The organism is Nioella sp. (genome assembly GCF_964229645.1).
In the GTDB taxonomy this organism is placed as follows: domain Bacteria; phylum Pseudomonadota; class Alphaproteobacteria; order Rhodobacterales; family Rhodobacteraceae; genus Nioella.
This window is the reverse complement of record NZ_CAXREX010000116.1, coordinates 1-12,816: the sequence shown is the minus strand read 5'-3', so window position 1 is coordinate 12,816 and position 12,816 is coordinate 1. Positions and strand designations below refer to the sequence as shown.

Sequence of the window (12,816 nt, the reverse complement as noted above, 5' to 3'; positions counted from 1 at the left end):
AACATTGATTTTCAATCCCACGTCCGCGGCCGCACCCTCCGCTGCAACCTGTTCCATCCTCGTGGTGCCCTGATGATCGATCGGAAAAACACCGGCAAAGCGCAATGTCATGTCTTCGGCGAAGGCCGCGGTCGACATCATGGTGCCCAGGGCCCCTGCCGCCAGACCAGTTTTGATTTTGGCAAAGTTCATTTTTATTTCCTCCTGTTGACGAATAACGCCCGCACAGCGGCATGCTGTTGCGGGCGTGGATTTGCTTATGTCAGCAAATTTCTGGGGTCTTCGAAGTCGTAGCCGAGATCGTCGGCTACAGCCGTGTAGGTCACTTCTCCCAAAGCCACGTTCAGGCCATTCATCAGGTGATGGTCGTCAGCTATCGCCTGCTGCCAGCCCTTGTTCGCGATGGCGATTGCATGGGGAAGTGTCGCGTTGTTGAGCGCATAAGTTGAGGTGCGCGCCACCGCGCCGGGCATGTTGGCAACGCAGTAATGTACAACATCATCAACGACATAAGTCGGGTCTGCGTGTGTTGTTGCCCTGGAGGTCGCAAAACAACCGCCTTGATCGATGGCCACATCCACGACCACGGCACCGGGTTTCATTTTCGCGATCAGATCACGGGAAACCAGCTTGGGCGCGGCGGCGCCGGGGATCAGAACCGCCCCCACCACGAGGTCAGCGTTGGCAACTTCTTCCTCCAGCGCGGCCTGGGTCGAATAGACCACCTTGGCCGAGGCCTCGAAGTGGTTTTCGAGCTTCTCCAGAACCGCCGGGTTGCGGTCAAGAATGGTCACATCCGCATGCAGGCCAACCGCCATCTGTGCTGCGTTGAAACCGACGACACCGCCGCCAATGACCACAACCTTGCCCGGCTTCACCCCGGGCACGCCGCCCAAGAGAACACCGCGCCCGCCCTGAGCCTTTTCAAGCGCACCAGCCCCGGCCTGGATCGACATCCGCCCTGCGACCTGGCTCATCGGTTTGAGCAACGGCAACCCGCCATTGTCATCGGTCACCGTTTCATAGGCGATGCAGATCGCGCCGGATTTGACCAGATCGCGGGTCTGTTCCGGATCGGGCGCCAGGTGCAGATAGGTATAAAGGATCTGCCCCTCACGCAGCATTGCACGCTCTGCTGCCTGCGGCTCCTTCACCTTGACGATCATTTCGGCGTTGGCAAACACCTCGGCTGCATCTGAAGCGATCTCCGCCCCGGCAGCACGATACGCGTCGTCATCCGCACCGATGCCCAGACCCGCTCCGGTTTCGACCAGCACGGCATGGCCGTTTGTCACCAGCTCGGCCACGCTTTCAGGCGTCAGCCCAACGCGGTATTCGTGGTTTTTGATTTCCTTGGGGCACCCGACGATCATCTCGTTCTCCTCCGTGGGCGTGAAGCTTTCGCACAGGATACGCGCCTGCCCCCGCAATTTTCTTGATTTTTTGCCACCCTTGCGCTGTAAGTGCGTCACTTTCTTGCGTCATTATGCGATAAGGCGGGAAAAAATGGATCAGATCGACAGCCGCATCCTGCGCGCGCTTCAACGCGATTCCAGCCGCGCGGTGGCGGACCTGGCCGGTGACCTGGGCCTTTCGGCCTCGGCCTGTCACCGCCGGATCAAGGCGCTGGAAGCGGCGGGCGTCATTCGCGGCTATGCCGCGCAGCTCAGCCGCCGCAAGCTTGGCTTCAACATCCTCGTCTTCGTGGAAATCACCCTGCGCAGCCAGGAACGCTCGGTGCTGGAAGGGTTCGAAGCCGCTGTGCGCGGCTCGCCCGATATCCTCGAATGCTACCTGACCAGCGGCCAGGCCGACTACACCCTGCGCGTGGCGGCGCGCGACATGGACGATTACGACCGCATCCACCGCGATTGCCTGGCGGCCCTGCCCGATGTCTCGGCCATGCACACCACCTTCGCGCTGCGGCCCATCAAGCTGTGGCAAGGTTACCAGGTCCGTTAACCGCTTGGGGTCTTTGCCTTCCGGCGCGGCTTGTATAGGCTGGCGGACGGAGTAACCAGAGGAGCCCCGGTCATCATGCAGGTCGTGTTTCACCTAGGCGCCCCGTGCACCGATGACGACCGCCTGATCAAGTCGCTGCTCAAGAACCGCGAGGCCCTGGCCAAGGACGGCGTCGCCGTGCCCACGCCCGCGCTCTACCGCGAGGTCATCAAGGACACGCTGCGCGCCCTCGATGGCGCCCCCGCCCCCGCAGAGATGAGCCGCACGATCCTCGACGCCGCCCGGGTGCCCGACGGCACCGAGCGCGTCATCTTCTCCGATCCGCGCATGGTCTGTATCAACCGGCTGGTGGTCATCGGCGCGCAGATCTGGCCGATGATCGAACGCGTCTCGCGCGGTCTGCGCAACCTCTTTCCCACGGCCGAAGTGGAGTTCCAGTTCGCCATGCGCGACCCGGCCACGCTGATCCCCACGCTCTTCAAGGGCTCGCGCTTCCGCGACTTCGCCGAGTTCACCGAGGACATGCAGCCCTATGCGCTGGCCTGGTCGGAAATGATCGCCCGCCTGCGCAGCGCCACGCCCGACTGCCCGGTCACCGTCTGGTGTAATGAGGATACGCCGCTCATCTGGGGCGAGATCATGCGCGAGATGGCCGGCTGCGACGCCCTGCGCCGGCTCAAGGGCGAGTTTGACCTGATCGAAGAGCTGATGGACCCCGCCGGGTTCCGCCGGATGCAGGGCTACCTTGCCGAAAGCCCGCCCGAGAACGAGGTGCTGACGCGCCGCATCCTGGCCGCCTTCCTCGACAAATACGCCCTCGACGACGCTCTGGAAGAAGAGCTCGACGCGCCGGGCTGGTCCGAGGAGATGCTCGAAGACATGACCGCCTCCTACGAGGAAGACGTCGACGCCATCGCCCATATCCCCGGCGTGTCGCTCATCACGCCGTAACCGGTTTCTTCTTGGCCCAAATACTCCCGCCGGAGGCATCCCGCCCGCGCCGCGCAGAACGGGGCCCGGTCAGGCAGACCGACCGGGGCCACCTGTCCATGGCAATGCGGGCGTCCCGAGGGCTCCCCTGCCAAGGGGGGCTTGAGGGCGCCCGCCCCCGGATCGACGCGCCCCGAAGGGCGCGGCGATATCAGCGCATGCCAAGCGCTTCCTTGTACATTTCCAGGACCGCTTCTTCCTCGGCGATGTCGTCGGGCTCGCGGCGGCGCAGGGCAATGACCTTGCGCATGACCTTGGTGTCGTAGCCGCGCCCCTTGGCTTCGGCCATGACCTCCTTGATCTGCTCGGCAATGTCCTTCTTCTCCAGTTCCAGCCGCTCCACGCGCTCGATGAACTGGCGCAGCTCGTCGGCGGTCACGCGATAGCTGTCGGGGGGGGTATTCGTGTCTTCCATGTCCATGGCCATCGGACCTGCCTCTCTCGTTGCCGGATCTCACCAGGGCCTTGGTCTAGCCGCCCTGCCCGCGCCCCGCAAGGCTTGCGAAGGGGGGCAGGCTCGGATAGGCGGAAGACGAGAGTGACACAAGGGAGAGAGCGCATGGAATGGCTTGTCTGGCTTGGGGCGGCGCTGACCGCCGTGGGGCTTGTCATCATCGCCTATTGCATCGCCGCGGCCCTGCGCGTGCGCCGCTCCGGCCTGCCCGATGACGAGATGCGCGCACGCCTGCAACGCATCGTTTTCTTCAACATGGGGGCGCTGCTTCTTTCGGCGCTCGGGCTCATGTCCGTGGTGATGGGCGTGCTGCTGGCCTGAAGCCGGCCACCCGCCCTGCCCCGCCTAGTCGAGACGCGCCGCACCCAGGATGGCGCCGGGGCCTGCCATCTGCACCAGGGCCACCACCGGAAGCGACGAGCTGTCGACCAGCTCGATCTCGAAGGGCTCCTGCCCCGACCAGTCGCCCACGCGCATCCACTCCGTCACGATGTTGGTGTAGTCCACCACCCGGCCCGCGTTCTCGCCGCGCCGGATTTCGACCGTTTCCCGCGGGATATAGCGCACCACCTGCACCACCATGCCGGGGCTTTCCAGCGCCATCGACGCCACGGCGCGCAGGGCAATGCCCCCTTCGACCCGGGTCAGGCTGACCTCGACGGGGTAGTCCACCTCGCGATAGCGCAGGATCAGTTCGGCCACGTCCATGGGCGCATAGCCCACCACCCGTTCAACCCCGCCGATGATCATCTGCGGCGTGTAGACCATGCGCTGGCCGACGTGGCGGGCATAGGCCTGCTGGCGGCGGGTGAACTGGCCCGAGGCGAAGGTATCGGGCCAGCCGATATAGTCCCAGTAATCCACATGCAGCGCCAGCGGGATCACGTCCGGACGCGTGGCCAGCTCGGCCAGAAGCGCATCGGCGGGCGGACAGACCGAACAGCCCTGCGAGGTGAACAGCTCGACCACCACGGGGCTATCGGCCCGCGCCGGCGTTGCGGGGGCGGGCAGGGTGGCCAGGCCGAAGGCCAGGATGAAGAAGAAATGGCGCATGGTTGTCGCGTGGTTTCCCGAGTGTCCCCTGTTAGGTAATGAACCCTGTCGCCCGGCGCCAATCAAGCCTTTGCGAGCGTCCGTTACAACCAGCGGCGCGTGACTTGCAGGTAACGCCGCGCCTCCAGCCCGAAGGCCGCGACCAGCCGCGCTTCCTCGTCCTCGATGAACCGGCGGGTCAGCACCTGGTGAAAGAGAACGGGCAAGAGCACCGGGCTCAGCACCCCGAGCCAGAAGACATAGCCCGTCAGCATCGCCAGCATCGCAAGGTAGATCGGGTTGCGGCTGAAGCGGTAGGGGCCCTCGGTGATCAGCGCCCTGGGGTCGTGATGGGATTCGATCGGGGTGCGGTGCATCCAGAACCACCAGGCCGACCAGCCGATCAGGGCAACGCCTGCCACGGCCAGCAACACGCCCAAACCCCACCAGAGCGGCCCGAAGGCCGTGGTCAGCGGCAGTTCACGCGCCAGGAGCCAGGCCGCCCCGCAAAAGCCCGCGAACCAGATCGGCGGCAGATCGGGAAAGCCCTTGAGAAACCCCGCGCTCATGGGGCCTTCGGCGGTTCGAACTGCGACAGGTCCATATCGAGCCCCGCCCCAAGCCAGATGCCGTGGTCGCGATGATCGGCGAGCTGCGCGGACAGGCTGTCGCCGGTGATCGGATGGGCAAAGACCACGAGCCCGCCGCGGTTAAGCGCGAGCCAGGGCAGCAGATCGGCGAATTCGGCAGGCGTCGCGGCCAGCTGGCAGGACCAGCGCGGATGCGGGCCCACGCATTTTTCATGCACGCGCCCCATGGACACGCCGAACCGCCGATGTGCCTCTTCGCAAAGCGCGCGGGCCCGGTCGAGGCTGGTCGCGTCGAAATAGACATGGGCGTGGTAGCCTATGATTTCCGTCGGGTCGGTCATTGCTCCTCTCCGGGCAGGGAATAGCGCAGCGACAGGCAGGACAGCCCGCCATCGACCAGCGCGGCCTGGGTCGTGGGCAGTTCCACCACGTCAAAACCAGCCGCCGTCAGGCGCGCGGCAGTGCGCGGGTGCCCCTTGCTCAGCATCACCGGGTCATTGAACCGGATCGCGTTGGCCGCGGCGTCTTCGCCCTCGGCCGTCTCGATCACCCGGTAGCCCGCGAAGCAGCCCGTGGCCGCCAGGCGCGGCGTGGCCAGCACGGTTTCGGCATCGAGCAGGCTCGACTCGGTCTTGAAATGCAGGATCTCGGGCGGCGTATCGACCAGGCGCAGGCGATAGCCCAGTTCCTCCACCAGCGGGCGCAGCGCCGCCACCCCTCCCGCATCGGTGCGCGCCGACAGGCCCACCATCACCTCGTCATCGGAACACAGGATATCGCCCCCGTCGACGAAGCCACCCGGGGGCAGTTCCACGACCGCTGACAGGTGGCGCTCCAGGTCGGGGCGCAGCGCCGCCGCCTCGCCAAGGCGAGAGGGCGCACCGGGACGCAGCAGGATCGCCACGCCCTTGAGGCAGAGCGCCGGGTCCTCGATGAAGCAACTGTCGGGAAAGGCCTCCTGCGCGGGCAGCACCGTGACCTCGGCCCCGGCGGCACGCAGCGCCGCCACATAGGCCGCGTGCTCGGCCAGGAAAAGGTCGGGATCGGGCGCGCCCATGTCGACGGCGCGCAGGCCATCGGTGACGGATCGCGCGGGGCTGCGGCACAGCGCATGGGTGAAGCGGAATGAGTGATCGGTCATGTGCAGAGCATGCCGCCCCCTGCCCGGCCGCACCAGTCGAAAAACCGCTTACGCCGCGTCTTTCCCGGCCAGCCATGCACGGATCGCCCCCGGCACCTGCCGCGCGCTCATCGCTCGCGGATAGGGCAGTTCCTGCATTTCTGGCACGTCGCCGTAGAGCGCCTCGAACTCCGCGTAGTTGTCGAAGGCTCGGCGGCTGACGTTGTCGATGAAAGTCTCGGCAGGCGCACCATTTGCGAGGATGATTTCGTGCGCCTCGGTTTCAATGTGGTAGACCGTGAAGGTCTCCCCCATCTCGGCCAGCGGAACCCGCGTGATCGTGCTGCCGTTGACCAAGGCCCCGGCCTGACAGATGACACCATCGACCAGCATCCCGTGGTCGGCTGTGACGGTCAGGTCGGTTTGCGGAAGGCCCTCGCCCAGGGACCCGGCGGCGAAACGCACCGGCATCAGGCGTTCGGCAGGTCGAAACGCGGCGACAACGGTGTGGCGACCAATCCACTTAACCGGCACGGCGCGGCCATCATCGGTGACGATGCAATCGCCGATCTGAAGCTTTTCGACGGGCTTAGAGCCATCGGGCGTTGAAATGCACGTGCCGCCCAGAAAGCACGGCGTGAAATCGGCCGTATTGAAAGTCGGGATTGCAGTGCCTGCCGCCAGGGTTGCGACAGCCGGATCCGTCGTTGAATAGAGGTCGTAGTAAGGCCCCTGCCGACAGACGATGTAGACGACCCCATCCTTCTCATAGGTTCCGTAAAACCCATCGGTTAGCGAGCCGTCAGTGAATGGCTGATTGACGTCCTCACCAGATCTGAAGACCGTGTCACCTGCGCCGTTTCCATCGTCCAACGTGTAGGGTCCGGGCAGCGGGATCGGTGTAAATGTGCCCACCACTTCGTGAAACGTTCCGTGGAAGTACAAGTTACCGATCGAAGCCATAGGCGCCTATTCCCCCTGCCTGAATTGTGTAGACCGATTCACTCATTAACGAGCACATGACTTTATAGCTAACCTGACCGCCGGAAGGTCAAGTTCGGGCGGCCCCGGAAACAAATCGAGGGGACAGGTCGCCAAAAACTCAGGCGGCTCCACTCAAGCTTAACCGACGTTTGACCTTGCTCGGCACCTGCCGCGCGCTCATCGCGCGAGGATAGGGCAGCTCTTCCATCTCCGGCACATCACCGCAGAGCGCATCGAACTCGGCGTAATTGTCGAAGACTCTGCGCGAGACGTTGTCGATGAAGGTTTCCGCCGGTGCACCGTTCGCGAGGATGATTTCGTGTTCCTCGGTTTCGATGTGATAGACTGTATAGGTCTCGCCCATCTCTGCCAGTGGCACCCGTGTGATCGTCGTTCCATTCACCAACGCGCCCGCATGGCAGATCACGCCATCCACCAGCATCCCGTGATCGGCGGTGACGGTCAGATCGGTGTGGGGCAGTCCCTCGCCCAAAGACCCGGCAGCAAACCGCACCGGCATCAGCCGTTCGGCAGGGCCGAAGCGGGTGGAGACGGTCTGGCGCCCGATCCACTTTGCCGTGCACCAGCCCCCCGTCGCGCATTGCAGCCGCGCCCCGATCTGAAGGTCCTCCACCCGAACCGGGCCTTCTGCGGTAGCGACCTCGGTTCCGGCAAGGAAACAGGTCAGGGCGGTGGTCCCCAATGTCTGCGAGCTTGGATCGTCGAAATAGGCTTCGAGATCGTTCAGGACAGCAGTCGGCGAGTTGTAGAAAACCACGAAATAGCCGTCGGGAACCCTCGCCGTCGGTTCCAGCCGGAACACGTATCCGGTCTGACCGCCAAAGGTGCCGGTCCCTGAATAGCGCATCGCTCCGTCCCAGTCGAAGGGCGAGCCCGCGAATTCATCGTAGACATCGGGCGCCATGCCGGACAGCGTGACAAGATCGCCAACGTCGATGGAGCCATCATCGTCACTGGCCGTAATGGTCGGAATATTCGGACCCCCTGCGTCTCCGTCGACAGAGCCATTGTCATTGACCCAGCCATAGGCGTTGAAGACGAAACTTGTCGGCATGATTTACCCCCCGATTATACACATGGCCGCTTCACGCACTGGGTCCGCGAACAAGGGGAGACGCAGGCAAGAACCTGACTGTCGGATCAAAAAAGCCTCAACGAAAAAACGCTGACACCACTTACCTTCAGCGGCCAAGCAACACCGCCCCACAAGGGGCATACGGTAACCCCCTGAAACCACCTGTCAATACCGATAAGAGCAGCTTGCAACTGCCTGCGTCAGGCCACTTCATAAATGGACGGCGCGCGAAAGGCGCGCGGTTTGCCCACCATCCACACATCTGGCTAAAACAAAACCCCGGCGCGAAGGCCGGGGTTTCGGGATGGTGAAAGCTCAGGTGGGCAGACTGCCCACCCGACAAGCGGTGCTTACGACTTCGCCAGGTTGCGCAGCACGTAGTGCAGGACGCCGCCATGCTCGATATATTCGATCTCGATCGCGGTATCGATCCGGCACTTCAGGGTGATCACCTTCTCGGTGCCGTCGGCATAGGTGATCGTGCAGGGCACTTCCTGCAACGGCTGGATCGTGTCCAGACCCGAGATCGCCACCGTTTCGTCGCCGGTGAGGTTCAGCGATTTGCGGGTATCGCCGCCGGTGAACTCGAAGGGGATCACGCCCATGCCCACCAGGTTCGAGCGGTGGATGCGCTCGAAGCTTTCGGCGACCACGGCCTTGACGCCCAGAAGCGCGGTGCCCTTGGCGGCCCAGTCACGGGACGATCCCGCGCCGTACTGTTCGCCACCGAAGATGACCAGCGGGGTGCCGGCCTCCTTGTAGGCCATGGCCGCGTCGAAGATCGAGGTCTGCGCGCCATCGGGGCCCTTGGTGTAGCCGCCCTCGACGCCATTGAGCATCTCGTTCTTGATGCGGATGTTGGCGAAGGTGCCGCGCATCATGATCTCGTGGTTGCCGCGACGCGAGCCGTAGGAGTTGAACTCGCGCACCGGAACCTGCCGCTCGACCAGGTATTTACCGGCCGGGGTGGTGTCCTTGAAGGAGCCAGCCGGGCTGATGTGGTCGGTGGTGATCATGTCGCCCAGAAGCGCCAGGACACGGGCCCCCTCGATATTCGAGATGGTGCCGGGTTCCTTGGACATGCCCTGGAAGTAGGGCGGGTTCTGGATGTAGGTCGAGGTGGCCGGCCAGTCATAGGTTTCCTGCTGCGGAACCTCGACGCCCTGCCATTTCTCGTCGCCCTTGAACACGTCGGCATACTTGGACTGGAACGCCTCGCGGGTCACGGTCGCCTCGACGGTGTCGGCCACTTCCTTCGTGGTCGGCCAGATGTCCTTGAGGTAGACATCCTTGCCATCGGGGGTCTGCGCGATCGGGTCGGTGGCCAGGTTGATGTCCATCGTGCCCGCAATGGCGTAGGCCACCACCAGCGGCGGGCTGGCCAGGTAGTTGGCGCGCACGTCGGGGCTGATGCGGCCCTCGAAGTTGCGGTTGCCCGACAGAACGGCGGTCGCCACAAGGTCACCCTCGTTGATCGCCTTGGAGATCTCGGGCTGGAGCGGACCGGAGTTGCCGATACAGGTGGTGCAGCCATAGCCCACCAGGTTGAAGCCGACCTTGTCGAGATCTTCCTGCAGGCCAGCGGCCTCCAGGTAGGCGGACACGACCTGCGAGCCCGGTGCCAGAGAGGTCTTGACCCAGGGCTTGCTGTTGAGGCCAAGCGCCGCGGCCTTGCGCGCCACGAGGCCCGCGCCGATCATGACATAGGGGTTCGAGGTGTTGGTGCAGGAGGTGATCGAGGCGATCACGACCTTGCCCGAGTTCATGGAGTAGTCTTCACCCTCGACGGCAACGTCCTTGTCCATCGGGCGCTTGAAGGTCTCTTCCATTTCCTTGCGGAAGGCGGCCTTGGCGTCGGTCAGGGCCACGTAGTCCTGCGGACGCTTGGGGCCGGAAATCGCGGGCACGATGGTGCCCATGTCGAGATGCAGGGTGTCGGTGTAGACCGGAGCGTAATCCGCGCCGCGCCAGAACCCGTTTTCCTTTGCATAGGCTTCGACCAGCGCGATGCGATCCTCGTCGCGGCCGGTGTTGCGCAGGTAACGGATGGTTTCGTCGTCGATCGGGAAGAAGCCGCAGGTGGCGCCGTATTCGGGGGCCATGTTGGCGATGGTCGCCCGGTCGGCCAGCGGCAGGTGATCGAGACCCGCGCCGTAGAATTCGACGAACTTGCCGACGACGCCCTTGGCGCGCAGCATTTCGACAACCTTCAGCACCAGGTCGGTGCCGGTGGTGCCTTCGAGCATCTCGCCGGTCAGCTCGAAGCCGATCACTTCGGGGATCAGCATCGAGATGGGCTGACCCAGCATCGCGGCCTCGGCCTCGATGCCGCCCACGCCCCAGCCCAGGACGGCTGCGCCGTTGACCATGGTGGTGTGGCTGTCGGTGCCGACCAGCGTATCGGGATAGGCGACGGTTTCGCCGTTCTGGTCAACGTCGGTCCAGACGGTCTGGGCCAGGTATTCCAGGTTCACCTGGTGGCAGATACCGGTTCCCGGCGGCACAACGCGGAAGTTGTTGAAGGCGTTCTGACCCCACTTGAGGAAGGTGTAACGCTCCATGTTGCGCTCGTACTCGCGGTCCACGTTCATCTGGAACGCGCGCGGGTTGCCGAAGTAGTCGATCATGACCGAGTGGTCGATGACGAGGTCAACGGGGTTGAGCGGGTTGATCTTCTGGGCGTCGCCGCCAAGCGCCTTGATGCCGTCGCGCATTGCCGCGAGGTCCACCACGGCGGGAACGCCGGTGAAGTCCTGCATCAGAACGCGCGCGGGGCGATAGGCCAGTTCCCGGTCGCCCTTGCCGCCATTGTCGGCCCAATCGGAGAAGGCCTTGATGTCGTCCACCGAGACGGTCTTGCCGTCCTCGAAGCGGAGCATGTTTTCCAGCACCACCTTCAGCGCGGCGGGCAGCTTGGAGAAGGTGCCGAGACCGGCCGCTTCGGCAGCGGGGATCGAGTAATAAGCAATGGACTGATCGCCGACCGTAAGCGTTTTGCGGGTCTTCGCGGTGTCCTGACCGACTGTGATGGGCATGGAGAAGCCTCCCTCGTGTCAAACGATGTGGGTATGTGCTGGCCCGGGCTATGACAGCATAAAAGGAGTCGTTCAAGGGGGGTGCGGCGATTTTGTATGCCGTTGCATACATCTTTTTGCGCTTTTTTTGCCAAGCCCCCTGATTGCGCCGCTTTGACCGGGCTTCGGGCGCTTCCCCCGGCGCGCGGATTGGGCTAGGGCTTGGGCATGAGCCTGAGCGTTTCCAACCTGTCCTGCGCCCGCGGCGGCCTGCAAGTTCTGGCCGGGGTGGCCTTCGATGTCGCCCCCGGCGAGGCGCTGATCCTGCGCGGTCCGAACGGGGCGGGCAAGACGACACTTCTGCGCACGCTGGCGGGTCTGACCCCGCCGCTGGAGGGCCGCATCGACGCCCCGTCCGAGGGCATTGCCTATGCCGGCCATGCCGACGGTCTGAAGGCGCAGCTGAGCGTGGCCGAGAACCTGGGCTTCTGGGCCGGGGTCTTCGGCGCGGGGGCCGTCGACGCGGCGGTCGAGGCTTTCGACCTGGGCGCGTTGCTGGACCGCCGGGCCGGAAACCTCTCGGCGGGGCAGAAGCGGCGCCTCTCGCTGGCGCGCCTGCTTGTCACGGGGCGACCGGTCTGGTGCCTCGATGAACCGACCGTTTCGCTCGATGTCGACAACGTGGCCCGCTTCGCCCGCGCGGTCGAAGGCCACCTTGCCGCCGGCGGGCTTGCCGTGATCGCCACCCATATCGACCTTGGCCTGCCCACGGCGCGCAGCCTCGACATCACCCCCTTCACCCGGCGCAGCCGCCCCGAGGCTGCCGACGCGGCAGACCCGTTCCTGTCGGAGGGCGCCCTGTGACCGGACTTCTTATACGAGATCTTCGACTTGCGATCCGCGCCGGTGGCGGCTTTGGCCTGGGCCTGGCCTTCTTCCTGATCGTGACCATCCTCATGCCCTTCGGGATCGGGCCGGAAACCGGGATCATCACCCGCATCGCCCCCGGCATCCTGTGGATCGGCGCGCTTCTGGCCTGCCTTCTGTCGCTCGACCGCATCTTCGCGCTGGACTGGGAGGATGGCTCGCTCGAACTGCTGGCGACCTCGCCACTGCCGCTGGAGGCCGTTGCAGGCATCAAAGCGCTGGCGCACTGGATCACCACTGGCCTGCCGCTGGTGGCCGCCGCGCCTGTTCTGGCGGTGCTTCTGAACCTGCCGCCCGAAGGCTTTGGCTGGCTCATCGCCTCGCTGGCCGTGGGCACCCCTGCCCTTTCGGCCATCGGCACCTTCGGGGCGGCGCTGACCGTGGGGCTGAAGCGGGGCGGGCTTTTGCTGTCGCTGCTGGTGTTGCCGCTCTACGTGCCGACGCTGCTCTTTGGGGCCGAGGTGGCCGGGCGCGGGGCCGAGGGGATGGACGCCTTCACCCCGCTTGCGCTGCTGGCGGGGATCACGCTGGCGACGCTGGCGGCCATGCCCTTTGCCGCCGCCGCCGCCCTCCGCGTCAATCTGCGCTAGGGGCGCGGCACTGCTACCCATTGTTAGCGCAACAATCGCACCGTAAGTTTCGCCCCA

Annotated in this window: 14 protein-coding genes and 1 pseudogene; 5 read left to right on the top strand and 10 right to left on the bottom strand. The window is 64.7% G+C overall.

What is annotated here, in order from left to right; all coding sequences use genetic code 11:
• Positions 1 to 192, bottom strand: a pseudogene (locus ACEQXV_RS07990) (transporter); the annotation flags it as partial.
• Positions 193 to 257: 65 nt separating this feature from the next.
• Complete coding sequence (ald, locus tag ACEQXV_RS07985) at positions 258 to 1,373, bottom strand: alanine dehydrogenase (RefSeq protein ID WP_370268638.1); 1,116 nt, start codon at positions 1,371 to 1,373, stop codon at positions 258 to 260.
• Between the two features lie 133 nt (positions 1,374 to 1,506).
• Here ald and ACEQXV_RS07980 point away from each other — a divergent pair, with 133 nt between their 5' ends.
• Together ACEQXV_RS07980 and ACEQXV_RS07975 are read left to right on the top strand one after the other, a co-directional pair.
• Positions 1,507 to 1,962, top strand: a complete 456-nt coding sequence (locus ACEQXV_RS07980) for an Lrp/AsnC family transcriptional regulator (protein ID WP_370268636.1) — start codon at positions 1,507 to 1,509, stop codon at positions 1,960 to 1,962.
• A gap of 75 nt (positions 1,963 to 2,037) precedes the next feature.
• On the top strand, positions 2,038 to 2,913 hold the full coding sequence (locus ACEQXV_RS07975) for a hypothetical protein (protein ID WP_370268634.1): 876 nt from the start codon (positions 2,038 to 2,040) through the stop codon (positions 2,911 to 2,913).
• Between the two features lie 190 nt (positions 2,914 to 3,103).
• On the opposite strand, the gene ACEQXV_RS07970 is transcribed toward ACEQXV_RS07975, so the two are convergent.
• Positions 3,104 to 3,379 (bottom strand): DUF2312 domain-containing protein, encoded by a 276-nt coding sequence (locus ACEQXV_RS07970; RefSeq protein ID WP_370255334.1) that lies wholly within the window; start codon positions 3,377 to 3,379, stop codon positions 3,104 to 3,106.
• Positions 3,380 to 3,511: 132 nt separating this feature from the next.
• Here ACEQXV_RS07970 and ACEQXV_RS07965 point away from each other — a divergent pair, with 132 nt between their 5' ends.
• Positions 3,512 to 3,727 (top strand): hypothetical protein, encoded by a 216-nt coding sequence (locus tag ACEQXV_RS07965; RefSeq protein WP_370255332.1) that lies wholly within the window; start codon positions 3,512 to 3,514, stop codon positions 3,725 to 3,727.
• Between the two features lie 24 nt (positions 3,728 to 3,751).
• Here the strand turns inward: ACEQXV_RS07965 and ACEQXV_RS07960 are convergent, their stop codons facing one another.
• The 7 genes from ACEQXV_RS07960 to acnA form a co-directional block, all read right to left on the bottom strand.
• Positions 3,752 to 4,459 carry a DUF1223 domain-containing protein gene (locus ACEQXV_RS07960; protein WP_370268632.1) on the bottom strand — a complete coding sequence of 236 codons (708 nt, stop codon included), beginning with the start codon at positions 4,457 to 4,459 and terminating at the stop codon, positions 3,752 to 3,754.
• A gap of 83 nt (positions 4,460 to 4,542) precedes the next feature.
• Positions 4,543 to 5,007, bottom strand: coding sequence for an isoprenylcysteine carboxylmethyltransferase family protein (locus tag ACEQXV_RS07955; protein WP_370268630.1), 465 nt, complete (start codon positions 5,005 to 5,007; stop codon positions 4,543 to 4,545).
• Positions 5,004 to 5,369 carry a DOPA 4,5-dioxygenase family protein gene (locus ACEQXV_RS07950; protein WP_370268628.1) on the bottom strand — a complete coding sequence of 122 codons (366 nt, stop codon included), beginning with the start codon at positions 5,367 to 5,369 and terminating at the stop codon, positions 5,004 to 5,006. The genes ACEQXV_RS07955 and ACEQXV_RS07950 overlap by 4 nt, the downstream gene beginning before the upstream one ends.
• Positions 5,366 to 6,169 carry a dimethylarginine dimethylaminohydrolase gene (locus tag ACEQXV_RS07945; RefSeq protein ID WP_370268626.1) on the bottom strand — a complete coding sequence of 268 codons (804 nt, stop codon included), beginning with the start codon at positions 6,167 to 6,169 and terminating at the stop codon, positions 5,366 to 5,368. The genes ACEQXV_RS07950 and ACEQXV_RS07945 overlap by 4 nt, the downstream gene beginning before the upstream one ends.
• A 48-nt stretch (positions 6,170 to 6,217) precedes the next feature.
• Complete coding sequence (locus ACEQXV_RS07940; protein WP_370254151.1) at positions 6,218 to 7,111, bottom strand: Hint domain-containing protein; 894 nt, start codon at positions 7,109 to 7,111, stop codon at positions 6,218 to 6,220.
• A 139-nt stretch (positions 7,112 to 7,250) separates the two neighbouring features.
• A complete protein-coding gene (locus ACEQXV_RS07935; protein ID WP_370268624.1) occupies positions 7,251 to 8,207 on the bottom strand; it encodes a Hint domain-containing protein in 957 nt (318 codons plus the stop codon).
• Positions 8,208 to 8,578: 371 nt separating this feature from the next.
• Positions 8,579 to 11,263 (bottom strand): aconitate hydratase AcnA, encoded by a 2,685-nt coding sequence (acnA, locus tag ACEQXV_RS07930; protein WP_370268622.1) that lies wholly within the window; start codon positions 11,261 to 11,263, stop codon positions 8,579 to 8,581.
• Positions 11,264 to 11,470: 207 nt separating this feature from the next.
• On the opposite strand from acnA, the gene ccmA reads away from it, so the two are divergent.
• Together ccmA and ccmB are read left to right on the top strand one after the other, a co-directional pair.
• A complete protein-coding gene (gene ccmA / locus ACEQXV_RS07925) occupies positions 11,471 to 12,106 on the top strand; it encodes a heme ABC exporter ATP-binding protein CcmA (RefSeq protein ID WP_370268621.1) in 636 nt (211 codons plus the stop codon).
• Positions 12,103 to 12,759 carry a heme exporter protein CcmB gene (gene ccmB, locus ACEQXV_RS07920; protein WP_370253642.1) on the top strand — a complete coding sequence of 219 codons (657 nt, stop codon included), beginning with the start codon at positions 12,103 to 12,105 and terminating at the stop codon, positions 12,757 to 12,759. Before ccmA ends, ccmB begins: the two co-directional genes overlap by 4 nt.
• Positions 12,760 to 12,816 lie beyond the last annotated feature (57 nt).